The 23,392-nt window shown below is 68.4% G+C and carries 20 protein-coding genes; 6 read left to right on the forward strand and 14 right to left on the reverse strand.

Translation table 11 applies throughout. From position 1 onward, the window contains the following. Positions 1 to 70 precede the first annotated feature (70 nt). Both rpmA and rplU read right to left on the reverse strand, forming a co-directional pair. The gene (rpmA, locus tag ABV606_RS01090; protein ID WP_281487607.1) at positions 71 to 325 is read right to left on the reverse strand and encodes a 50S ribosomal protein L27; all 255 of its coding nucleotides are present in this window, start codon (positions 323 to 325) and stop codon (positions 71 to 73) included. Positions 326 to 337: 12 nt separating this feature from the next. Beyond that, entirely contained in the window at positions 338 to 646 is a 309-nt protein-coding gene (gene rplU, locus ABV606_RS01095) for a 50S ribosomal protein L21 (RefSeq protein WP_281487606.1), read from the reverse strand. A gap of 283 nt (positions 647 to 929) precedes the next feature. Here rplU and ABV606_RS01100 point away from each other — a divergent pair, with 283 nt between their 5' ends. Continuing rightward, positions 930 to 1,208 (forward strand): DUF4031 domain-containing protein, encoded by a 279-nt coding sequence (locus tag ABV606_RS01100; RefSeq protein ID WP_281487605.1) that lies wholly within the window; start codon positions 930 to 932, stop codon positions 1,206 to 1,208. 64 nt (positions 1,209 to 1,272) lie between these two features. Here the strand turns inward: ABV606_RS01100 and ABV606_RS01105 are convergent, their stop codons facing one another. The 5 genes from ABV606_RS01105 to ileS form a co-directional block, all read right to left on the reverse strand. Next, positions 1,273 to 3,831, reverse strand: coding sequence for an Rne/Rng family ribonuclease (locus ABV606_RS01105; protein ID WP_435415202.1), 2,559 nt, complete (start codon positions 3,829 to 3,831; stop codon positions 1,273 to 1,275). Between the two features lie 490 nt (positions 3,832 to 4,321). Continuing rightward, complete coding sequence (gene ndk / locus ABV606_RS01110; protein ID WP_353988030.1) at positions 4,322 to 4,738, reverse strand: nucleoside-diphosphate kinase; 417 nt, start codon at positions 4,736 to 4,738, stop codon at positions 4,322 to 4,324. Further along, complete coding sequence (locus ABV606_RS01115) at positions 4,738 to 5,205, reverse strand: DUF4233 domain-containing protein (protein ID WP_353988031.1); 468 nt, start codon at positions 5,203 to 5,205, stop codon at positions 4,738 to 4,740. Before ABV606_RS01115 ends, ndk begins: the two co-directional genes overlap by 1 nt. After that, a complete protein-coding gene (locus ABV606_RS01120) occupies positions 5,202 to 6,611 on the reverse strand; it encodes a bifunctional folylpolyglutamate synthase/dihydrofolate synthase (protein ID WP_353988032.1) in 1,410 nt (469 codons plus the stop codon). Before ABV606_RS01120 ends, ABV606_RS01115 begins: the two co-directional genes overlap by 4 nt. Positions 6,612 to 6,620: 9 nt before the next feature. Then, a complete protein-coding gene (ileS, locus tag ABV606_RS01125) occupies positions 6,621 to 9,866 on the reverse strand; it encodes an isoleucine--tRNA ligase (protein WP_353988033.1) in 3,246 nt (1,081 codons plus the stop codon). Positions 9,867 to 10,244: 378 nt separating this feature from the next. Between ileS and ABV606_RS01130 the strand changes: the two genes are divergently transcribed. Next, on the forward strand, positions 10,245 to 11,474 hold the full coding sequence (locus ABV606_RS01130) for a MalY/PatB family protein (protein WP_353988034.1): 1,230 nt from the start codon (positions 10,245 to 10,247) through the stop codon (positions 11,472 to 11,474). A gap of 7 nt (positions 11,475 to 11,481) precedes the next feature. Next, positions 11,482 to 12,237 carry an SDR family NAD(P)-dependent oxidoreductase gene (locus ABV606_RS01135; RefSeq protein ID WP_353988035.1) on the forward strand — a complete coding sequence of 252 codons (756 nt, stop codon included), beginning with the start codon at positions 11,482 to 11,484 and terminating at the stop codon, positions 12,235 to 12,237. Between the two features lie 55 nt (positions 12,238 to 12,292). Here the strand turns inward: ABV606_RS01135 and ABV606_RS01140 are convergent, their stop codons facing one another. Genes ABV606_RS01140 through ABV606_RS01155 form a run of 4 tightly spaced genes read right to left on the reverse strand, consistent with a single transcriptional unit; the run spans position 12,293 to position 17,492 of the window. Further along, positions 12,293 to 13,918, reverse strand: coding sequence for an ABC transporter ATP-binding protein (locus tag ABV606_RS01140; protein ID WP_353988036.1), 1,626 nt, complete (start codon positions 13,916 to 13,918; stop codon positions 12,293 to 12,295). After that, positions 13,915 to 14,790 carry an ABC transporter permease gene (locus ABV606_RS01145; RefSeq protein WP_353988037.1) on the reverse strand — a complete coding sequence of 292 codons (876 nt, stop codon included), beginning with the start codon at positions 14,788 to 14,790 and terminating at the stop codon, positions 13,915 to 13,917. The genes ABV606_RS01140 and ABV606_RS01145 overlap by 4 nt, the downstream gene beginning before the upstream one ends. Beyond that, positions 14,787 to 15,800, reverse strand: a complete 1,014-nt coding sequence (locus ABV606_RS01150; protein WP_353988038.1) for an ABC transporter permease — start codon at positions 15,798 to 15,800, stop codon at positions 14,787 to 14,789. Before ABV606_RS01150 ends, ABV606_RS01145 begins: the two co-directional genes overlap by 4 nt. 15 nt (positions 15,801 to 15,815) lie before the next feature. Further along, the gene (locus tag ABV606_RS01155) at positions 15,816 to 17,492 is read right to left on the reverse strand and encodes an ABC transporter substrate-binding protein (protein WP_353988039.1); all 1,677 of its coding nucleotides are present in this window, start codon (positions 17,490 to 17,492) and stop codon (positions 15,816 to 15,818) included. A 153-nt stretch (positions 17,493 to 17,645) separates the two neighbouring features. On the opposite strand from ABV606_RS01155, the gene ABV606_RS01160 reads away from it, so the two are divergent. The 3 genes from ABV606_RS01160 (at position 17,646) to ABV606_RS01170 (ending at position 21,275) form a co-directional block, all read left to right on the forward strand. Further along, positions 17,646 to 18,305 (forward strand): TetR/AcrR family transcriptional regulator, encoded by a 660-nt coding sequence (locus ABV606_RS01160; protein WP_281487593.1) that lies wholly within the window; start codon positions 17,646 to 17,648, stop codon positions 18,303 to 18,305. Positions 18,306 to 18,417: 112 nt separating this feature from the next. Further along, positions 18,418 to 21,015, forward strand: a complete 2,598-nt coding sequence (gene valS, locus ABV606_RS01165) for a valine--tRNA ligase (RefSeq protein ID WP_281487592.1) — start codon at positions 18,418 to 18,420, stop codon at positions 21,013 to 21,015. After that, positions 21,015 to 21,275, forward strand: coding sequence for a hypothetical protein (locus tag ABV606_RS01170; RefSeq protein WP_353988040.1), 261 nt, complete (start codon positions 21,015 to 21,017; stop codon positions 21,273 to 21,275). Before valS ends, ABV606_RS01170 begins: the two co-directional genes overlap by 1 nt. A gap of 40 nt (positions 21,276 to 21,315) precedes the next feature. Here ABV606_RS01170 and ABV606_RS01175 read toward each other — a convergent pair whose 3' ends face one another. The 3 genes from ABV606_RS01175 to ABV606_RS01185 form a co-directional block, all read right to left on the reverse strand. Continuing rightward, on the reverse strand, positions 21,316 to 21,534 hold the full coding sequence (locus tag ABV606_RS01175; RefSeq protein WP_353988041.1) for a hypothetical protein: 219 nt from the start codon (positions 21,532 to 21,534) through the stop codon (positions 21,316 to 21,318). An 83-nt stretch (positions 21,535 to 21,617) separates the two neighbouring features. Further along, on the reverse strand, positions 21,618 to 22,358 hold the full coding sequence (locus tag ABV606_RS01180) for an ArsR/SmtB family transcription factor (protein WP_353988042.1): 741 nt from the start codon (positions 22,356 to 22,358) through the stop codon (positions 21,618 to 21,620). Positions 22,359 to 22,569: 211 nt separating this feature from the next. Further along, positions 22,570 to 23,379, reverse strand: a complete 810-nt coding sequence (locus ABV606_RS01185) for a class I SAM-dependent methyltransferase (RefSeq protein ID WP_281487588.1) — start codon at positions 23,377 to 23,379, stop codon at positions 22,570 to 22,572. Positions 23,380 to 23,392: the final 13 nt, after the last annotated feature.

A 23,392-nucleotide genomic window follows, 5' to 3' on the forward strand; every position in this document is an offset into this window, starting at 1 on the left:
CTCTCTGCCCTGAACCCTGCCCTGAAACACCAAAGGCGAGCCGAAGCTCGCCCCTGGAGTGATGTCTGACTTAGCCGGCAGCCACGATGTTGACGACCTTGCGGCCGCCCTTGGTGCCGAACTGCACTGCGCCTGCTTCGAGCGCGAACAGCGTGTCGTCGCCGCCACGGCCGACGTTCACGCCGGGGTGGAAGTGCGTGCCGCGCTGGCGGACGATGATCTCGCCGGCGCTGACGACCTGGCCGCCGAAGCGCTTCACGCCGAGGCGCTGGGCGTTCGAGTCGCGACCGTTACGGGTGGACGATGCTCCCTTTTTGTGTGCCATTGCTGCGCTGCCTTACTTGATGCCGGTGATCTTGACGCGAGTGAGCTCCGAGCGGTGGCCCTGGCGCTTCTTGTACCCGGTCTTGTTCTTGTACTTCTGGATGACGATCTTCGGGCCGCGCAGGTCGCCGAGCACCTCAGCGGTGACCTTGACCTTCGCGAGCGACTTCGCGTCGTGCGTGATGGTGTCACCGTCGACGAGCAGCACGGGGGCGAGCTCGATCTTGCCGTCCTTGTCTGCCGCGATCCGGTCGACGACGAGAACCGAGCCGACCTCGACCTTCTCCTGCCGGCCGCCGGCGCGCACAACTGCGTAAACCACTTGTAACCCTTACTTGTCAGAGGAAATCTCTTGGCACCTCGCGCGGACCGAAGCCGGCGCACGCCAACGATCAAGAATACTTGACCGGCACATGCACGGTCAAACCGCTGCGAGCGGCATCCGTGGCGCACTGCGAGGTGACCAGGCGTTCGATTCTATCAGCAGCGGGACGGATGCCGTGACGGCACCGCTGCGACCAGCGTCGGCGCCGTGAAGTTCGCCCCGCCCGGCCGGGAGTCGGACGAGCGGTGGCGTCGCCCGAAAGCAGGCATAGGCTCGGCGCATGGCCGTGCTGATCGATCCGCCCGTCTGGCCGGCGCACGGCACCCTGTGGGCTCACGTGGTCAGCGACACCTCGCTGGAAGAACTGCACGCGTTCGCCGAGTCGGCTGGGATTCCCAGTCGCTCCTTCGACCACGACCACTACGACGTGCCCGAGCACCGCGTCGCCGAGCTGATCGCACTCGGCGCAGAGCCCGTGAGCGGCAGTGAGCTCGCGCGCCGACTCATCGGAAGCGGCTTGCGAGTGCGGCAGCGCGACAAACGGCCACGCGCCGGTTGATCCAGACGCAATCGGTCAGGATGCTCGACGCGCGGCCGCTCAAGACGTCGCTGCGTGGGTGGCGTCAGCCGATCTGCTCGGGCGCTCCGCCTGACGACGAGGCACGCCGCGAAGACCGGCCCTGACCGGGTCGCTTCGGCTCGGGCAGTGCGTCGAGCACCGATTCGAGCAATTGCTCCGTCGCACTGAGGTCGACGCTGCGCTTCGCGCGCTGGGCGTTCGAAACCGGCAGCGGGATGTCGAGGATCGACACCGGCGCCTCCTCGCTCTTCGCGGCCTCACCCTCGCGGCTCACGACATCACCGAGGACATCGCCATGCGACTTCGAGGGCGGGTACTCCGCAGCAGCCTGCGGCGCAGCGGCACGGCCGCGTCGATTCTTCGCGCGTGCCTGCGGCGCGGCCGAGTCGGCGCGGGGAGAACCCTCGTCGGCGGCCGGACGGTCCTCGAGAGGGACCGACGGGGCGTCTGCCGCTCCCCCGGCATCCGTCACGGCTGCTTTGACTGATTCCTCGGCGGTGTGGGCCACTGTGCTCGCGGCAATCTGCGCGAGCGCGTGACGGGCGTCCTCGGTGATGGAGTGCGTTCCGTTGCCGTTGGCCTTCTGCGCCGCTGGCTGCTGCCCGCCGCCGTTGCCGCCCTTGCTCCGGCGCCCGCGACCGCTGCCGCCCGATTCCTGCTGGGGGCGGTGCTTGAACACCGGCTCGTGGTGCACGATGATGCCGCGCCCGGCGCAGGTCTCGCAGGGCTCGCTGAACGACTCGATGAGCCCGAGGCCCAGCTTCTTGCGGGTCATCTGCACGAGGCCCAATGAGGTGACCTCTGCGACCTGATGCTTGGTCCTGTCTCGGCTGAGGCATTCGACCAGGCGACGCAGCACGAGATCGCGATTCGACTCGAGCACCATATCGATGAAGTCGACCACGATGATCCCGCCGATATCGCGCAGCCTGAGCTGCCGCACGATCTCCTCAGCCGCCTCGAGGTTGTTGCGGGTCACCGTCTCTTCGAGGTTTCCGCCCGAACCGACGAACTTGCCGGTGTTCACGTCGACCACCGTCATGGCCTCGGTGCGGTCGATCACGAGCGAGCCGCCGGAGGGCAGCCACACCTTGCGTTCGAGCGCCTTGTCGATCTGCTCGCTGACGCGGTACTCGTCGAAGCTGTCGCGTTCGCCCTCGTAACGCTCGACCCGCTCGAGCAGGTCGGGCGCCACCGCGCGCAGGTAGCGGTCGATGGTCTCCCGCGCGTCGTCGCCCTCGATCACGAGCTTCGTGAAGTCCTCGTTGAACACGTCGCGCACGATCTTGACGAGGAGGTCGGGCTCGGAGTGCAGCAGCGCGGGGGCCTGCGCCTTCTCGACCTGGCGAGTGATGTCCGCCCACTGCGAGGTCAGCCGCGTGACGTCCCTGGTGAGCTGCTCCTCGGTGGCACCCTCGGCCGCAGTGCGGACGATCACGCCGACGTTGTCGGGCAGCACGTCCTTGAGAATCTTCTTCAGGCGCGCGCGCTCGGTGTCGGGGAGCTTGCGGCTGATGCCGTTCATCGAGCCGTTCGGCACGTAGACCAGGTAGCGGCCGGGCAGGCTGACCTGGCTCGTGAGCCGGGCGCCCTTGTGTCCGACCGGGTCCTTCGTGACCTGCACGAGCACCTTGTCGCCGGGCTTCAGCGCGAGCTCGATGCGACGCGGCTGGTTCTTGCCGTCGCCCTCCGCGTTGGCGGCCGCTGCCTCCCAGTCGACTTCGCCCGAATAGAGCACGGCATTGCGGCCACGGCCGATGTCGACGAACGCGGCCTCCATGCTGGGAAGCACGTTCTGCACGCGGCCGAGGTACACGTTGCCGATGAGCGAGGCGTCCTGGGCCCGTGCCACGTAGTGCTCGACGAGCACATCGTCTTCGAGCACGGCGATCTGGATGCGGCCATGCTTCGAGCGCACGACCATGACTCGGTCGACGCTCTCGCGACGGGCGAGGAACTCGGCCTCTGTGATCACTGCCCGGCGGCGGCCCGCATCGCGGCCGTCACGGCGGCGCTGCTTCTTCGCCTCCAGGCGAGTCGATCCCTTGATGCGCTGCGGCTCGGTGATGAGTTCCTGGGGCTTGCGTGCCTGGCGCACGCGCACCACCGTGCTCGACGGCTCCTCGTCGTGATCCGCGTCAGCGCCGCGGCGCCGGCGACGACCGCGCGCAGCACTGCTGGGCTCATCGTCGATGTCATCGCGACGAAGTGCGGGAAGCGGAGCCGCGATCTTCGGCGCGTGGAAGATGAGCGAAGTCGTCGACGTGGCGACCGGGCGTGCCGCCTCATCGTCAGACGCCTCGGCGTCGGCCTCGGCTCCCGCCTCTTCTTCTCGTGATTCCGGTGCTTCGGCTGCTTCGGCGGCCTCGGCCGCATCGATCGTGGCACCGGCCTGCGGCGTCTGCGCCGGCGTGCCGGTCTGCTCGCCCTCGGCCACGTCGTCAGCACCCGCGCCGGCAGCCGATGCAGGCGCTGACGGAGTCAGGGGCGCGTCAACGCCCGCCGGGTCGGCGGGACGGGCCGCGACAGCATCCGTCGGCGCTGCATGCGTCGGCATTGCATCCGTCGGCGCGGCATTCGTCGGCACTGATCCATCGGCCATCTCGGAGGCCGTACGAGCGCCACCGTTCCCGGTCGATCCGTTCGTCCCTCGTTCAGCCGCGCGTCGGCGCACGCCGAAGATGCGCGTTCGTCTTCTCGGTGTCTCTTCGTTCTTCTCCACCATCGGTGGTGCACTCCCTGCCCGGTGCGGGGTACCGCGCACCCACTCCGGGAACTCTTATCGTGCGGTCGTCGCCTGCGGCGACCTGCCGCGAATCCTTCACTCTGCTGACGGCTCGCATCCTCTGCGATCACCGTCGCGTGCCCTCTCACGGCACTCACGGAACTGGCTATCCGTCACCGCGGCGAACTCTCGCCCTGCGCGTGGCCCGGTTCTCTGCCCGGTAAGCCTTCTCTGGCGCCGATGCGGGCGCGGCCCGCTCGACTGCTCTCGATTATCGCATGCCCCAGCCAGAATCGGCTGTGCGGGCGCGCCAAACGTCACCAGCGTGGCCTCGTCTGCCGTTCGCTGCGCGGCGCAGCGCCGCGCGCTAGCGGAACCAGAGGTCGAGCTCGCGCGCTGCGGTCTCGGGCGAATCGCTGCCGTGAACGAGGTTCTGCTGCACCTTGAGGCCCCAGTCGCGGCCGAGATCGCCGCGAATCGTGCCGGGGGCAGCGGTGGTGGGGTCGGTGGCCCCCATGAGCGCTCGAACACCTTCGATGACGCGTTCACCAGCGACTCGAATCGCGACCACGGGTCCCGACTCCATGAACTCCAGCAGGGGTTCATAGAACGGCTTGCCCGCATGCTCGGCGTAGTGGCGCTCGAGCAGGTCGCGCTCCGCCTGCACCAGGCGAAGGTCGACAAGGCTGTAGCCCTTGGACTCGATGCGGCGCAAGATCTCGCCGGTGAGGCCCCGCGCCACCCCGTCAGGCTTGACGAGCACCAGAGTTTCTTCGACGGCCATTACTCTCCTTCTGTTTCTGCGTCCGCGCGCTCGCTCTCGAGTCGAGCACGGAACCGTTCATTGCGGCGATCGAGCTGGCGCCCTTTCGCGAAGTAGTACCCGTACATCGCCGCGAACCCCACGCCGATCAAGAACATGATCGGCTCGAGGAATCCGCAAGCGATGAAGATCAGTTGCAGCGCAGCGCCGACCCAGGGGCCCCACGTATAGCGCAGCATCCGAGTGGCGATGACGAGCAGCACCACGACCAGGATGCCGCCGAAGAGCGCTTGCAGTGGTTCGAGCTTGCGCAGCCCGTAGAAGACCAGCGCGACGAAGAACACGAGCATCATCTCGAGCCCGAGCACCACGGACAGCAGCGACTCGGTGGCCCCCCGACGACGACGCGGCGCCCTGAGCCGCGACTGCTGCTGCTGGTGGGAGGCGGAACTCATCGGCGTATCGTCCTCAGGAACGTGCTGGGTCATGACTGCTTCCACTGCTCCTGCTCCGCGAGGTCGATGACATCGCCGGCGAGCGTAACCGACCCGGTGACGATCACGGCACCGCGCTCCGACTGCGAGGCGTCATCCCGGGCATCGTCCAATGCGGTGGGGAGATGCGGTTCGACCCGAACACGATCGCTGCCTGCGACGGCGACGACGGTGGCCGCAAGCTCATCGGCGTCGATGGCCCGATCCGAGCTCGAGGCCGTGACCACGAAGCGCGAGACGACCGGATCGAGCGCCTCAACGATTCCGCGGGCGTCTTTCCCGTGGAGGATGCCGATGACGCATACGACCTCATCGAAGTCGAAGTACGCGGTGAGCGCGCTGGCGAGGGCGCCTGCGCCGTGCGGATTGTGGGCGGCATCCACGAAGACGCTCGGCTCGGTGCCGACGAGCTGAAGCCGTCCTGGTGAGGTGACCTGACCCAGCCCCTCTGCGACGAGGTCGGCGTCGAGCGACCTCGAGCCCTCGCCGAAGAACGACTCGACCGCTGCGACTGCCAATGCGGCGTTCTGAGCCTGGTGGTCGCCGTACAGCGGCAGGAACAGGTCGCGGTACTCTCCCCCGAGGCCGCGAAGCGTGATCAGCTGGCCACCGACCGCGACCGTGGTGCTCTCGACGGCGAAGGCCGTTCCCTCGACGTCGACGCTCGCCTCGTTCTGCGATGCCCGAAGGCGCAACTCGGTGATCGCCTCCGGGTCTTGCAGTGCTGACACCACCCGCGCCGCGGGCTTGATGATCCCGGCTTTCGTCCTGGCGATCTCTTCGAGGGTCGAACCCAGCCGGTCGGTGTGGTCGAGCGCGATGGGTGTGAACACGGCCACCGCGCCATCGGCGATATTGGTCGAGTCCCACTCGCCGCCCATGCCGACCTCGATGACCGCCACATCCACCGGAGCATCGGCGAAGCTGGCGTAGGCGAGCACCGTCAGCGCCTCGAAGAAGGTCAGCGGCGGTTCTCCGTTGGCGGCGAGTTCGGCGTCGACCATCAGCAGATACGGCTGGATATCGGCCCAGTTGTCACTGAGGGCGGCGTTGCTGATGGGCCGCCCGTCGATGACGATGCGCTCGTTGAACCGCCGCAAGTGCGGGCTCGTCAGCATGCCCGTGCGCAGCCCGTGCGCACGCAGCAGGCTCTCGATCATGCGGCTGGTGGAAGTCTTGCCGTTCGTGCCGGTGACGTGCACGATCGCGTAGGCGGTCTGCGGGTCGCCGAGCAGCTCCGCCACCCGACGCGTCGGCTCGAGCCTGGGCTGAGGATTCGCCTCCCCGACGCGCTCCAGCAGCTGCGCGTACACCGCGTCCGCCGCGTCACGGTACTCGTTGTCGTCGAACGCGGCGTCATCCCAGGCGCCCGCCTCGTCGAAGATGTCGTCGTTATTCATGCCGTGGCGTCATCCAACCGGAGCGTCGTTGATACGGGCAAGGGTCACGGTCATCGATGAGCCGTCGCCGATCTTGACGTCGCCCCCCTCAGCCTCGATCACCTCGAGTTCGACCGCAAGGGTCTCGGCCGCGATGAGGTCTCGATGCGACTCGAGCTGAGCCGCCGCATTCGAGGTGAGCACGAGGCGGATGCGGTCGCTCACATCGAGCCCCGCCGCCTTGCGGGCCTCCTGCACGCCCCGGATCGCGTCTCGTGCAGCGCCTTCCGCCTCGAGCTCGGGCGTCGTGGCCGTGTCGAGCAGCACGAATCCGCCCCCGTTGAGGAACGCGATGGCGTTCTCAGGGTCGGCCGACTCGAGCACGAGCTCGAATTCGCCCTCCTGCAGTGCGACCCCGCCGACGGTGACGCCGTCTGCGTCCTGCTGCCAGTCGCCGGACTTCGCCGCCTGAATGACCTGCTGCACCTGCCGGCCGATACGAGGCCCGGCCGCGCGAGCGTTCACCGTCAACCGGTGCGTGATGCCGTACTCGGCGAGGCTCTGCTCACCGAGCGCCTCGGCGACGACGGCCTTCACATTCAGCTCGTCGCGCAGGATGTCGGTGAACTCTGCCAGACGCTCGGCATCCGCGGTCACGACACGCAGCGACGCGAGCGGCAGACGTACACGCAGCTTGCGCGCCTTTCGCAGCGCGAGCCCTGCCGACGCGATGTCGCGCACCCGATCCATGGTCGCCACCAGCACGTCGTCGGAGGGGAATGCATCTGCATCCGGCCAGTCCTCCAGGTGCACGCTGCGCCCGCCGGTCAGTCCGCGCCAGATCTCCTCAGTGATCAGCGGCAGGAGCGGTGCCGCCACCCGAGTGACCGTCTCGAGAACGGTGTAGAGGGTGTCGAATGCCCGGCGGTCGTCACCGTTCCAGAATCGATCGCGACTGCGCCGCACGTACCAATTCGTCAGCACGTCGGCGAAGTCGCGGAGCGCGGCAGCGGCGAGCGGCCCGTCGAGCCGTTCGAGGTGCCCGGTGACCTCGTCGATGAGATCGCGCGTCTTGGCGAGCAGGTAGCGGTCGAGCACATCCGTGGAGTCGGTGCGCCACTCGCCCTCCACCCCAGCGGCGTTGGCGTACAGCGTGAAGAAGTAGTAGGTGCTCCACAACGGCAGCAGCACCTGGCGCACCCCCTCACGGATGCCCTCCTCCGTCACGATGAGGTTGCCGCCCCGGATGACGGAGCTCGACATGAGGAACCAGCGCATGGCGTCGGCGCCGTCGCGGTCGAACACCTCCGCCACGTCGGGGTAGTTGCGCAACGACTTCGACATCTTCTGCCCGTCGCTGCCGAGCACGATGCCGTGGCTGATCACGTTCGAGAAGGCGGGGCGGTCGAACAGCGCGGTGGCCAGCACATGCATGGTGTAGAACCAGCCGCGCGTCTGGCCGATGTACTCGACGATGAAATCCGCGGGATTGTGCGAATCGAACCACTCGCGGTTCTCGAACGGGTAGTGCACCTGCGCGAACGGCATCGAACCGGAGTCGAACCAGACATCGAGCACGTCATCGATGCGTCGCATGGTGGATGCGCCTGTCGGGTCGTCGGGGTTCGGCCTCGTGAGCTCGTCGATGTATGGACGGTGCAGGTCCGGCTCGCCGTCGGCGTTGCGGGGCAGCGTTCCGAAGTCGCGTTCGAGCTCGTCGAGCGAGCCGTAGACGTCGATGCGCGGGTACGCCGGGTTGTCGCTCTTCCACACGGGAATCGGCGACCCCCAGTAGCGATTGCGCGAGATGGACCAGTCGCGCGCGCCCTCGAGCCACTTGCCGAACTGGCCGTGCTTGACGTTCTCGGGCACCCAGTTGATCTGCTCGTTGAGCTCCAGCATCCGCTGCTTGATCTCGGGGACCCGCACGAACCAGCTCGAAACGGCCTTGTAGATGAGCGGCTGCCGGCAACGCCAGCAGTGCGGGTAGGGGTGCTCGTAGCTCGCCTGCCGAAGCAGCCGGCCCTCGGCTCGCAGCGCCTGTGTGATGGGCTTGTTCGCCTCGAACACATGCTGGCCGGCCCACGGTTCCACTGCGGGCAGGAAGCGGCCTCCGTCGTCGACCGAGAGGATGACGGGGATGCCGTAGCGCGCCGTCGTGACCTGGTCGTCCTCACCGTAGGCCGGGGCCTGGTGAACGATGCCGGTGCCCTCGCCGGTCGCGACGTAGTCGGCGACCAGCACCTGCCACGCGTTCTCGTTTCCGTAGGCCTCGTCGGCGTAGAAGTCCCAGAGCCGGTCGTATTGAACGCCCTCGAGCTCGGCGCCTCGCACGGTGCGCAGGACTGCGGCTGCCGCGGCATCCGCACTGTCGTATCCGAGGTCCTTCGAATACGCGGCGACCGTCTCGGTCGCGAGCAGATACAGCGCTACTCCCTCGGCCGAACCGTCGCCCGCTCCGAGCGGACCGCTCGGCAGGACCGCGTACTCGATGTCAGGGCCGACGGCGAGCGCGGCGTTCGTGGGCAGCGTCCACGGAGTGGTGGTCCAGGCCAGCGCACGCACCGCGGTGAGTCCCAGGGCCTCGGCCTTCTCGCCGACGAGCGGGAACGTCACAGTGACGGTCTGGTCCTGCCGCGTCTTGTAGACGTCGTCGTCCATGCGCAGTTCGTGGTTCGACAAGGGGGTCTCGTCGTTCCAGCAGTACGGCAGCACCCGGAAGCCCTCGTACGCGAGCCCCTTGTCGTAGAGCTGCTTGAACGCCCAGATGACGCTCTCCATGAAGGTCGTGTCGAGCGTCTTGTAGTCGTTCTCGAAGTCGACCCAGCGGGCTTGCCGGGTCACGTACTCCTGCCACTCCTGCGTGTACCGCAGCACCGATTCGCGAGCAGCGCTGTTGAAGGCGCCGACGCCCATCGCGTCGATCTCGTCCTTCTTGGTGATGCCGAGCTGGCGCATGGCCTCGAGCTCGGCGGGCAGTCCATGCGTGTCCCAGCCGAAGCGGCGCTGCACCTGTTTGCCCCGCATGGTCTGGAATCGCGGGAAGAGGTCTTTCGCGTAGCCGGTGAGGAGGTGTCCGTAGTGCGGCAGGCCGTTGGCGAAGGGCGGGCCATCGTAGAAGACCCACTCCTCGCAGCCGTTGCGCTGCTCGATCGACGCCTTGAATGTGTCGTCGTTCTTCCAGAACGCCAGAATCCGCTCTTCGATGGCGGGGAAGCTCGGCGAGGGGCTGACGCCCTGGCCATCGTCGTCTCGGCGGTTGCGAGGGTAGCTCATGTCACTCCTGGCAGTTCTTTCGGCTGCACGAGGACGCTGCGCGATTCGAAATCGCACACCGCGGTACCACCCCGCTTGCCGCCTTGCGGCGACCGCTCTTCCTTGGCTGTGACGGGCCAGCCCCGTTCAGTTCTACTTGGCCTTGCGTCGCCGCGTCGGCTGTTCTTCTGAAGGCTCCCCGGTGATTGCCGGATCAGCGCCACTGAGCGTCGATCTTACCGGATGCCGTCCCTCGCGCCCGGCCGCCCGACGAGGACCGGTCAGCGACTCCTGCACCTCCCGCGGGCGCCGGGACGTCTTGCGCCGCTTGCCAGCAGACGCGGTCACCGCTCCGAATGGCGTCACCAGCACCGGCAGCGTGCGTGGCAGGCTTGGAGCATGCCTGTCGCCGCCGAGCCGCTTGATCGTCTGCGTCGCCGCACGAGCGTGAAATGGGGAGCGTATCCCGACGACGTTCTTCCGCTGTGGGTGGCCGAGATGGACCTGCCGCTGGCGGAGCCGATTGCGCAAGCCCTCCACGACGCGATCGACCGCTCCGACACCGGCTACCTCAACGGCCGTGGCGCCGTGCCCGAGGCCTTCGCCGGCTTCGCGGCCCGCCGACTCGGGTGGGAGGTGTCGCCCGCGGCGGTGCGCCTCACGATCGACGTGAGCTACGGGCTCGTGGAGGTGCTGCGCCGAACGATCGCTCCCGGCGACGAGGTGGTCGTCACTCCCCCGGTCTACCCGCCGTTCTTCGAGATCGTGCCCGAGGCCGGTGGGCGTGTGGCCGAGGTGCCGCTGCTCACGGACGGGGCCGGCACGCCGGCGCTCGACCTCGACGGCATCGAGCGGGCCTTTCGAGCCGGTGCGCGCGCCATGCTGCTCTGCAATCCGCATAACCCGCTCGGTCACCCTCACACGCGTGAGCAGCTCGAAGCGCTCGCCGTCCTGGCTGCCGCACATGGCGTGTCGATCGTGAGCGATGAGATCCATGCGCCCCTCACGCACTCCTCCGCGACGTTCACGCCGTTCCTCGAGGTGTCGGATGCCGCACGCGAGTGCGGCTTCTCGGTCACTTCGGCGAGCAAGGCGTTCAACCTGGCGGGCTTGAAGTGCGCGGTGATGGTCGCGGCGAGCGACCGCGGCATCCGCGCATTCGATGCGATGCCCGAGGAAGTCTTCTGGCGAGCCAGCCAGTTCGGCGCGATCGCCACGGCGGCCGCGTTCGCGTCGGGTGACGAGTGGCTCGACGGCGCGCTGCAGACGATCGAATCGAACGCGCTGCTCGTCGAGCGGCTCGTCGCCGAGCGGTTGCCCGGCGTGGCATATCGCCGCCCGCATGCCAGCTACCTGGCGTGGCTCGACTTCAGCGGAACGGCGTGGGCGGCCGACCCGGCTGGAGCCGCGCTCGAGCAGGCGCGGGTCGCGCTGAACCCCGGCGGCGGCTTCGGCCGGCAGGGCGCAGCGTTCGCGCGACTGAACTTCGGAACCTCACCCGAGATCATCGAGGAGGCTGTCGGCCGGATGGCTGAGGCGCTCGCATCGGCGACAGCCCGTCGAGCGGCGGCCGGCACAACGCCGCGAGCCTCCTCCGTGTCTCGTTCCGCGTCGACTCCCGAGGAGTGAACAGGGAATGCATCTGAATGGATCCTCCGCGCTCGTGACGGGCGGGGCCTCGGGTCTCGGCTTCGCGACAGCCAGCCGTCTCGCGGAACGCGGCGCCAAGGTGGTGATCACCGATCTCGAGTCGAGCCGCGGCGCGGATGCGGCCACACGCATCGGCGCGGAGTTCGTGCCGGCAGACGTGACCGACAGCGCGCAACTCGAAGCCGCGGTCGCCCGTGCGGTGGAACTCGCGCCCCTGCGCATCGCGGTGTGCTGCGCAGGCATCGCGACACCGGGCAAATTGCTGGGCAGAGACGGGCCGTTGCCGCTTGAGCAGTTCGAGCGCGTGGTCGCGGTCAATCTCACCGGAACGTTCAACACCGTGCGCCTCGCAGCCAATGCCATGGTGTCGTCACAGGCGGTGGATGGAGACCGCGGCGTCATCGTCATGACCGCTTCTGCGGCCGCGTTCGAGGGACAGATCGGGCAGCCCGCGTACTCGGCTTCGAAGGGCGGAGTGGCGTCGATGACGCTCCCCCTCGCCAGAGAGCTGTCGCGCTTCGGGATCCGCGTGGTGAGCATCGCTCCCGGCATCATGGCGACGCCATTGACGATGGGTCTCCCGCAGTCGGTGCGCGACTCGCTCGGGCACCAGGTGCCGCATCCGTCGAGGCTCGGACGTCCTGAAGAGTTCGCTTCGCTCGTCGAGCACGTGGTGACGAACGGGTACCTCAACGGCGAGGTGGTGCGGCTCGACGGCGCGATCCGCATGGCGCCGCGCTAGCGCCGCAGACGCACAGGCGCGTCGGCGCGCGGTGCTTGGGCTGGAGGCAGCGGCGTCACGGGCTGGGCAGACGCGGAGCGGCATCGAGCAGCTCGCGCGTGAACGGATGCTCGGGGTGACGCAGCACCTCGCGTGCGGTTCCCTGTTCGACCGCACGCCCGTCGCGCATGACGAGCACGTGGTCGGCGAGTCTGCTGACGACCGCGAGGTCGTGAGAGATGAACACCATGCTGAGCCGTCGCTCGTCGCGGAGCCGTTCGAGGAGTTCCAGCACTTGCGCCTGCACCGAGACATCCAGCGCTGAGACGGGCTCGTCGCAGACGAGCACGCGAGGCTCCCGAGCGAGCGCCCGCGCGATCGCAACCCGCTGGCGCTGGCCGCCCGAGAGCGCGTGCGGGCGGCGGCTCAGCAGACCGGTCTCGAGCCCGACCTCGGCGAGCAGCGCGCCGGCACGTTCGACCCGGTCTCGTGCTCCGGCGCGACCGCCGTTGCCAGTGTCATTGAGCCGCAATGCCTCGTGGAGCACGTGGGCGATGGTGAAGCGAGGGTCGAGCGAACCGAAGGGATCCTGATCGATCAATTGCAGAGCGTGACGTCGAGTACGGCGGCGACGCTCGGGAAGCACCGACCACGGCGCGCCTTCGAGCAGCACTTCCCCGTGATCGGGTTGCTCGAGAGCGAGCAGAACGCGCGCAAGGGTGCTCTTGCCCGAGCCGGACTCCCCAACGATGCCCAGGGTCTGCCCTCGCCGCAGCTGCAGCGATACCCCGTCGACGGCCCGGCGAACGCCGCGGCCCGGGGCCGGATAGCGCTTGCTGACCGAACGAGCTTCGAGCACCACCTCGCCGTCGCCCGCCTCCGCACGAACATCCGGCCGCGGCACGGCGTCGAGCAGCATGCGCGTGTAGGGGTGCTCGGGCGCTGAGAGCAGCTCCCGCGTCGGCCGGGATTCCACGATGCGCCCGTGGTGCATGACGGCGATGCGGTCGGCCAGCTGGGCGACCGCCGCGAGGTCGTGGCTGATGAGCAATAGTCCGATGCCCGAACGTTTCAACTCGGCGAGGAGTTCGAGCACACGTCGCTGCACCGTCGCGTCGAGCGCGGTGGTCGGTTCGTCTGCGACGAGGAGCACCGGATCGCCGGAGAGCGCGGAGGCGATCAGGGCGCGTTGACGGAGCCCGCCGGAGAGCTCGAGCGGGTATTGCCGCGCACGAAGCTCCGGTTCGGGGACAGCGACCCGACGCAGCAGGTCGATCACCCGCGAGCGGCGCATCGCGGCATCCATCCGGGCACGCCCGGGCGCCGCATGCACCTCGAACGCCTCGATGACCTCCGCGCCGACGCGCCGCAGGGGGTCGAGGGCGACCAGTGCGTCCTGGGCGATGAGCCCCACGCGTGAGCCCCGCACGCGCCGCCAGTCGCGCTCGGTGTATCGGCGGGCGTCGAGTCCCGTGACAGTGAGCTCGGTGGCCTCCAACGCGGCCCCGGGCGGTGCGAGACCGAGCAGAGCCCGGCCGGTGAGGGTCTTGCCCGAGCCCGATTCCCCGACGATCGCGAGACACTCGCCAGCAGCGACGGTGAACGCGACGTCATCGACGACGACGGCGTCGCCGAAGCGGATGCTGAGCCCTCGCACCCGAGTCACTGTGCGACCGGCGCTGCCCATCGGCGTGCCGCTCATGCGACCGCCCCGCGGGTCTTCAGATGACGGCCGACCGTGCCGATCGACACGACCGCGGCCATGATCGCAAGGCCTGGGAAGACGGCGACCCACCACGCGGTCGAGAGGGTGTTGCGACCCTCGGAGAGGATCACTCCCCACTCGGGCGATGGAGGCGCCGGGCCAAGACCGAGGAAGCTGAGTCCCGCGGCCGAGACGATAGCGGTGCCCACGCCGAGGATCGACATCACGAGCAGCGGGCCGAGCGTGCCCGGCACGATGTGGCGCAGAGCGCTGCGCCACGGGGGCACGCCGAGCACGGTCGCTGCGCGAACGTAGCCCGCGTTCCGCACGACAAGGGTCTGGTTGCGGGCGACGCGCGCGTAGGCGGGCATCGCGGCAGAAGCCACCGCCACGAGCAGCCCGGTCTCGCCCGGGCCCACGACCGCGATCACGACGAGTGCGAGCAGGAACTCGGGAAACGCCATGAGCACCTCGATGGAGCGCGATACTGCTGCATCGATCACCTTCGGTGCGAGCCCGGCCACCACGCCGATGATCAGGCCGGCGACGAGCGCGAGCGCTGTGGCGCCGAGGCCCACTCCGAGCGAGGCGCGCGCGCCGTGCACGACCCGGGCGTACACATCGCGACCCGCTCGGTCGGTGCCGAACCAGTGCTCGGCGCTCGGCGCGTCGAGGCTTGCCGACGCGTCGGCGCGGAGCGGATCGAGGGGGGAGAAAAGGCTCGGAACCAAGACGGCGGCCATCAGTACGACGAGAAAGAGGGATGCCGCGATCACCCCCGGCGTCGGCAGCCACCCCCGCGGCTCACGGCCTGGCCTCCCACGTCCGCCCTGGGCCTCGGCGCGCGTGCGCCACTGCAGAAGCGTCATCCGGCCATCCGAACTCGAGGATCAATACGAGCGACCAGCAGATCGACCAGCAGATTGATCACGGCGAACACCGCCGCGGCGAGCGCGATCAGAGCGAGCACCATCGGCAGATCGCGCCCGAGGATCGCACGCACCGTCACCGCGCCGAGTCCCTGTCTCGCGAACACCGTCTCGACGAGCACCGCTCCACCGAGCAGCGAACCGACGAGGTACCCGGAGAGTGTCAAGGTCTCGCCAGCGGCATGCCTCAGGCTGTGTCGGCTCAGCAGGCGGACATCGCTGATGCCTCGGGCCCGAGCGGTGAGCGCGAAGGGTTGGGATTCCGCGTGCCCGATGCCCTGCCTGAACACCTGACTCACGATGCCGGTGAGCGGGAGCGCGAGGGTGAGCGCCGGCAGCACGAGGGCGGGCAGTCCTGCGCTCGCGGCCGTCGGGAACCATCGCAGCTGATACCCGAAGACAGCGAGCAGCACCAGACCGATCCAGAACGTCGGTGAAGAGACGAGTGCGAGTTCGAATGTCGACACCACGGGCCGCAACGCCGGCGAGCGTGCGAGCAGGACGCCGGCGGTCGCCAGCCCGAGCGCGAACACCAGGGCGAGCCCGGTGAGCTGCAGGGTCGGCAGCGCTTGATCGGCGATCACCGTCATCACCGGCTGCCGCAGCTGGTACGAGTCGAGCTCTCCGGTGACGAGGCGCCCGAGCACCGTGAAGTACTGAACGATGGGAGGCTCATCGAGCCCCCACTCGACGCGGATCTGCTGGCGGACGGACTCTCCGACGCTGGCCGTGACACCGAGCATCACGTCGACGGGATCCCCCGGGATCGCCCGGAGCGCGATGAACCCAGCCGTTGTCGCGCCCCACACGACGAGCAGCATGCCCCCGAGACGGCCGAGCGCCCTCGCCACGAGGCTCGCGGGAGGGGCGCTCAGCGATGTCTGGGAGGCAGAACGGCGAGTGTCGACGCGCTTCGCGGCTCGCCCGCCGTCAGGGCTGCTCGGCGGCATCCATCGCCCTCGGCGTCAGCGCTCCACGGTCGCGCCGTAGAACGAGGCGCGGCCGTAGAGGTCGAAGGTGAGCCCCTTCACCGAGGTGCTCGCGACCGTGATCTCCGACGGCACGACAAGGGGGACGATGAGCACCTGCTCATTGTTCCAGCGCTGCACCTCCTGGTACAGCCGCTCGCGCTCGGCGGGATCGCTGGTCGCGACCGCCTGGTCGAGCAGTTCGTCGATCTCGGGCTTGCTCACAGTCGACACCGTCTGGAATCCGCCTGTGCGCAGGTGGCTGCGCAGCACATCTGCGTCGGGGCTGGAGAAGCCCCAGTCGGTGAGGTCGAACGCGCGGGTTGCGTAGAGCTCGTTGTACTGAGCGGGCTCCACCACCTGACGTGCGAGCTGGAAACCGATATCGCGCAGGTCGCTCTGAATGATGTCGGCGAGTGCGGCACGGTCATCGGGAACGGGCGTCCATGCGGTCCAGACCGCCCCGAGCCTCACGCCGTCCTTGGTGCGATACCCGTCGGCATCCCGCTCGGTCCAGCCTGCCTGGTCGAGGAGTGCGTTGGCCTTGTCGGTGTCGTACGACCACGTTCCCTCGACCGCCGGCTCGTAGGAGTTCGGCGTGGTGGGGGCGAGAACGCTCCACGCTCGTGCGTACTGACCGTCGTAGACGCCCTCGACGGCCGCATCGAGGTCGAACCCGAGCCGGAACGCCTGGCGCACCAGCGGGTCGGCGAAGACGCCGTGCGCCTCGTTGATGTAGAGAGAGTACGGGATGCCGGGCAGTTCGACCGCGGTGACGTCGAAGCCGTCGCCGACCTCCTGGACCATCGTCGGCGTCACATCGGCGATCACATCGACTTCGCCGCTGTTCAACGCGCCGACGCGCGACGCGGATTCGGGCAGCACCCGGATGACGAGCTCATCGGATGCCGCGCGTCCCTGGTGCTCCGTGCCCTCCGCCGGCCACGCGTACTCATCGTTCGCCGTGAAGCGCAACTCCTGATCGGGGGTGTACTCGCTCAGCACGAACGGCCCGGTGCCGACGGTTACGCCCGGCCCGCCGGCCTTCAGGTCGTCTTTGTGCTCCGCGAGGGCCTTCGGTGAGTAGAAACCCAATTGCGGGAGGCTCAGACCCTGCAGGAACGGCGCATACGGCTGGCTGAAGTCGACCCTCACCGTGTACTCGTCGAGCACTTCCGTGCCGACGTAGTAGCCGTCCTCTTCGGCGTACCCGATGAGACTCGCGGCCTGGGCCGACGCCGTCTCGGGGTCGACGATGTGGTCGAAGTTGGCCTTGACCGCCTCGGCGTTGAACGGTTCGCCGTCATGGAAGGTGACGTCTTGGCGCAGCGTGAACGTGTACTGCAACTGGTCGTCGCTGATCTCCCAGCTCTTCGCAAGCCACGGCACGAACTGGCCGTCTGCCGTCTGCCCCACCAGCGAGTCGAAGACGTTCCTGAGCACGAGCGAGCTCACGTCGAGCTGCGTCGAGTGGATGTCCATGTGGCCGGAGCCGAGGTTCGCCCCTTCGATCCCGAACGTGACGGTGTTCGTGTCGTCATCTGCGGCTGGTGCTGCGGCACACCCGGCAAGCAGCGCTGCGGCCGCGGTGAGCGCCATCGCGGCACCGAGGCGGCGGCGTGGGGCTCGCTGGGGCAGCTGGGACTGTGAGCGTTCGGCTCGAGTGGTTGGCATGCGGGAGTTCTCTCTGAGAGGGATCGGATGCAGGGGCGGCCGAGCGAGGGGCCGCAGGCCAACTCTAGTGATATTTGGACTGCGTCTAACAAATAGCGGTCGGGACTGCGGCCCGCCTTCCTGATTCGGATCGGTTGCTGGAAGGATGACGGGGTGACTGAGCGTGCGGCGAACCGAGGGCGTCCTCGAGCCGTCTCTCGCGGGATGCTGCAGGAGGCGGCGTTCGAGCTGTTCCTCGAGCAGGGGTATGACCGCACGACCGTGGACCACATCGCCACGCGTGCCGGCGTGAGCCGCGCGACGTTCTTCAACTATTTCGGGGCCAAGAGCGACGTCTTCTGGGTCGACGTCGACGATGCGCTCGACGCGCTCGCCGACGCGTTCGGGCAGCTTCCCGCATCCGCGGGCTCCGACCCGATCGCAATCGCCTCGAACGCCCTCGTCTCCATCGCAGCGGAGTTCGGCGCGGCCCGGGTGCCGTGGGTGCTCACGCAGTACGACGCGATCGGGGGCGCAGGCGAACTCCAAGCGTCGGCCATGTCGAGGCTGTCGCGATTCGCCGGGCTGCTCGAGCGATTCATCGAACGGCAAGGGGACCGATCGGCGTCTCGGCCTCCTGTCGACCGGGCCGCCCCGCCGCACTCCGCCTCGTTCCCGATTCCCCGGGCGGCCGCGTACTCGCTCGCGGGCGCGGTGGTCGCGGCAGCGCGCGAGTGGGCGGATGCCGGTACTGGCCGTGGCGGGCTCCAGCAGTACGTGCACGCCGCCGTCGGCCCCCTCGCTGCCGCCTTCGCCGCAAGCGGCTCACGGTAGGATCGATCGGACGGTTTTCGCCACACACTCAGGCACCCGCACACGGCGATCGGGCACTCCTCGACCGCCCGAGAACACAGACTCGGTGCCGCACATATCGAATCGGAGCTCCATGTCTGCCGCGCACGTGCCTGCCACCCCGCACGCCATTCCCGAGAAGCCCGCGCTCGAAGGCCTCGAGCCGAAGTGGGGCGAGCGCTGGGAGGAGCACGGCACATACCGGTTCGATCGCGCCCGGCTCGACCGCGAGTGCATCTACTCGATCGACACACCGCCGCCGACCGCATCCGGCTCACTGCACATCGGCCACGTGTTCAGCTACACGCACACCGATGTGATCGCGCGCTACCAGCGCATGCGCGGCAAGAACGTCTTCTACCCGATCGGCTGGGACGACAACGGCCTGCCCACCGAACGGCGCGTGCAGAACTACTACGGCGTGCGTTGCGACCCGACGCTGCCCTACGACCCCGACTTCACGCCGCCATTCGAGGGCGGCGACAACAAGAGCTCGAAGGCCGCCGACCAGCAGCCGATCAGCCGCCGTAACTTCATCGAGCTGTGCGAGCGCCTCACGGTCGAAGACGAGAAGCAGTACGAAGATCTGTGGCGCAAGCTCGGCCTGAGCTTCGACTGGTCGCAGACCTACCGCACGATCGCCCCCGAGGCGCAGGCGGTCGCCCAGCGCGCGTTCCTTCGCAACCTCGCCCGGGGCGAGGCGTACCAGGCCGACGCGCCCACGCTCTGGGATGTCACGTTCCGCTCGGCGGTCGCGCAGGCCGAACTCGAGGACAAGGACGTGCCCGGCGCGTTCCACACCATCGTCTTCCACGGGCCCGAGGGCGATCTGAAGATCGACACCACGCGCCCCGAGCTGCTGCCTGCCTGTGTCGCACTGGTCGCGCACCCGAGTGACGAGCGGTATCAGCACCTCTTCGGCAAGACCGCGACGAGTCCCGTGTTCGGTGTCGAGGTCCCGATCGTCGCGCACCATCTCGCCCAGCCCGACAAGGGCACCGGCATTGCCATGATCTGCACCTTCGGTGACATGACCGACGTCATCTGGTGGCGGGAACTCGACCTGCCCAACCGGGCGATCATCGGCTTCGACGGCCGCGTCATCGCAGAGGCGCCGGCCGCCATCACGTCGCCGACCGGCCGCGCCGCGTTCGAACAGCTCGCAGGCAAGACGGTCTTCAGCGCCAAGCAGGCAGTCGTCGAGCAGCTGCGCGCGACGGGAGAGCTCATCGGCGACCCGCGCCCCATCACCCACCCGGTCAAGTTCTTCGAGAAGGGCGACAAGCCGCTCGAGATCGTCTCGACGCGCCAGTGGTACATCAAGAACGGCGGCCGCTCCGAGGAGCTCCGCACGCGCATGATCGACCTCGGCAAGCGCATCGACTGGCACCCCGATTTCATGCGCGTGCGATACGACAACTGGGTCGGCGGCCTCAGCGGCGACTGGCTCATCAGCCGCCAGCGCTTCTTCGGCGTGCCGATTCCGGTGTGGTACCGGCTCGACGAGCAGGGCGAGCCGGTCTACGAGAATCCCATCGTGCCCGACGAGTCGGCACTGCCCGTCGACCCGTCGTCCGACGCGGCACCGGGGTTCGACGAGTCGCAGCGCGGCGAACCGGGAGGGTTCATCGGCGAACTCGACATCATGGACACCTGGGCGACCTCATCACTGACACCCCAGCTCGCGGGCGGGTGGGAGCGCGATGCGGCCCTGTTCGATGCCGTATTCCCGTACGACCTGCGCCCGCAGGGCCAGGACATCATCCGAACCTGGCTGTTCTCCACGGCCCTGCGCTCCCTGCTCGAGCACGACGGCCAGGCACCCTGGCGCAATGCGGCCATCTCAGGCTTCATCGTCGACCCCGACCGCAAGAAGATGTCGAAGTCCAAGGGCAACGTCGTCACGCCGGCCGGACTGCTCGACGAGCACGGATCCGACTCCGTGCGGTACTGGGCCGCCTCGAGTCGCCTCGGCACCGACGCGGCGTTCGACCCGCAGAACCCCAAGCAGATCAAGATCGGCCGCCGGCTCGCGATCAAGGTGCTCAACGCCGCGAAGTTCGTGTACTCCTTCGATGCGGATGCCGCGACAGCGGCCGGCGCGTCGGCCACCGAGGCACTCGACGCCGACCTCTTGGCGCAGCTCGCGCAGGTCGTGCGCGAAGCGACCAAGGCGTTCGAGCAGTACGACCATGCACGGGCGCTCGAGCTCACGGAGCAGTTCTTCTGGACCTTCTGCGACGACTACCTGGAGCTCGTGAAGGAGCGTGCGTACGGCGCTGCGGGTGAGGCTGGGCAGACCAGCGCCGTCTACGCCCTCCGCACTGCCATCGACGTCATGCTGCGCCTGTTCGCGCCGTTCATCCCCTATGCCACCGAAGAGGTCTGGAGCTGGACGCACGAAGGCTCGGTGCACACAGCTTCCTGGCCCACGCCCGAAGAGGTCTCCGACGCAGAGGCCACCGGACTGCTCGACCACGTCAGTGCTGCGCTCATCGGCATCCGTCGCGCCAAGACGGACGCGAAGGTGTCGCAGAAGACGCAGGTCGAGCATGCCGTCATCGCGGGCCCGGCGCTGCTCAGCGACGCCGCAGAAGATCTACGAGCGGTCGGCCGGATCGATCGGCTCGAGGTCGTCGACGGTGATGAAGTCGAAGTCCGCGAAGTGACGCTCCGCGAAGCGGAGGCGTGATGCAGCTCGGCACTCGCTGGCCTGTCGGAGGGGAGCCCCCTGCCTCGCTGCCTGCCGAGGTGCATGCCGCGATCAGCGAGGTCGAGGCGCAACTGGTGGGCATCGACACGGCCCTTTGGCGGTGGACCCTCACCTGGCTCGAACGCCGCCCGGTCGTCGACCTCGATGACGGTACGCGCATCACGGTGGACCGGTCGGGCGCGGTGCGCATCAGCCCGCCCGACGAGTCGACCTCAGACGAGGACGAACTGGACTTCTGAGCTTGGCCGGCCGCGTGCCGCCGCGACCCGGCCCGTGTCACTACGCGCGGATGCCCGGCCCTCGCAGCTGATCGACGCGACGCTCGTGAGCGAGCAGCGTCCGCTCGCGGACGATCGCTCGCTCATGCTGCGAAGCGTTGGGCAACGAGCGCGCTGCGAGCGCAGCACCCCAACGGATCATCGTGCGGCCGACGCTCGAGGCGAGCCGATCGGTGCGACCGCGGCGTCGGCGCAGCGCTTGGCTGACCGTGACTGACATGGCTGACTCCTGAAGAATGTGTGCGGGCGCTGCTGCACGCAGCGCGACCGGATCGCCGGCACAGGCCAGCGCGGTGACGGCGGTCATCGCGACCCCGTCTCGGTTTCCGCCCCATCGGCCTCATCAGCCCTGGGGACGGGGGCGTCCTCCGTGTGCTCGACACCATCGAGCACGGGGAAGCCGTTGTACTGAATCTGCACCGGGCGCATGCCGGGCACGGACTGCCCCCGATAGCGCTCGAGGTGCTTGCCGACCAGCTCGGTCACCTCACGATTGAGGCGCCCGAGCTGCTCGCTTGTGAGTGAAGCATTCGAGGTGTGAACGATGCTCGCCTCGTTCCAGCTCTGCGCGAGCTCATCGACACCGCGTTCGAGGAAGTCGTGGAGCAGTTGTTCCCGGTGCTTCGACCACTCGCGCACGACCAGCCGCGACGCCGAACGCCCGGCCGGGCTCCTCATGAGTTCGGCTGACGTCAGCGAGATCGGCCCGGGACGACGCTCCCACCAGCGCTCTCGACCGGTTCCGCGGCCATCGACCTCGCGGACGAGGGAATGGCGGGCCAGCTGCCGAAGGTGGTAGCTGGTTGCGCCACTGGACTCCCCCAGCCGATCAGCCAGACCGCTCGCGGTTGCCGGCCCGTAGGTGCTGAGCAGGTCGAGGATCTTGACGCGCAGCGGGTGCGCGAGGGCCTTGAGCGTCTCGAGGTCGAGCTCGCCGGTCTCCTCAGGTGCGCGCTCGCCCGTGCCCTCGGCAGCGGCGGTCGCCTCATCGGCGCCAGCGGCGGGCGCGAGGCCCTCTTCAATGCCGTCTGCGTGCCTGCTCATGATGCAAAGATATCATTGCAAAGAGGTCTTTGCAATCACTTCTTTGCATTGGAAGCTTTGCAAGGTTCTCTTTGCAACGCTTTGTTTGCACACCGGCAAGCCGTTCCCTGCAAACGGATGCTGGGCACTCTCCATCTGCGAAAGCAGCGTGCCGTCACACTGCGCAACCGCGCGGCAGCGCGACCATACGGCTCGTGGTTCTGCGCCTCCGTCAGCCGCGGCAGAGCACCCATCCGTGCGGCAGCGACAGCCATCCGTCCGGAGCCGCCGCCCAGTCTCGCCACGCCTGCGAGATGCGCTCGAGGTCCTGCTGGGTCGCAAGGCCCTGCTCTATCGCGTTCGTGGCGAAGCCCGACTTCACGGCGCGGTCGGCCCACAGCCCACCCCACCACTCCCGCTCATCGTCGCTCGTGTAGCACCACATGGCGCCAGAGGCCTCGACCTCGGTGAACCCCGCCTGCAGCGCCCAGGACTTCACGCGCCGCCCGGCATCCGGATCACCGCCGTTCGCGCGGTGCACACGCTGGTAGAGCGTCATCCACTCGTCCAAGCCTTCCAGCTGGGGGAACCAGAACATGCCGTGATAGTCCGCTTCCCGAGCGGACACGACTCCCCCGGGCTTGCACACTCGCCGCATCTCGCGCAGCGCCGCGACTGGATCCACCAGGTGGTGAAGCACCTGATGGGTATGCACGACGTCGAAGGTGCCGTCGTCGAACTCCAGTTCGTAGACGTCGCCGACGGCGAACTCGAGGTTGGAGCCTCCCAGCCCGCGAGCGTAGCTCTCGGCCTGATCGAGCACTTCGCTGGATGCGTCGATCCCCACGACGCGTCCAGGTGATACCCGGGCCGCGAGATCGGCGGTGATGGTGCCGGGACCGCAGCCGACGTCGAGCAGACTCATGCCGGGCGCCAGGTGCGGCACGAGGTGATCCGCCGAGTTCTCAACGTTGCGCCAGGTGTGGGAGCGCAGCACGCTCTCGTGGTGGCCATGGGTGTATCGCTCGTGCCGTGATGCCATGCTGCGAGCGTAG

The organism is Ruicaihuangia caeni (assembly GCF_040536845.1).
In the GTDB taxonomy this organism is placed as follows: domain Bacteria; phylum Actinomycetota; class Actinomycetes; order Actinomycetales; family Microbacteriaceae; genus Ruicaihuangia; species Ruicaihuangia caeni.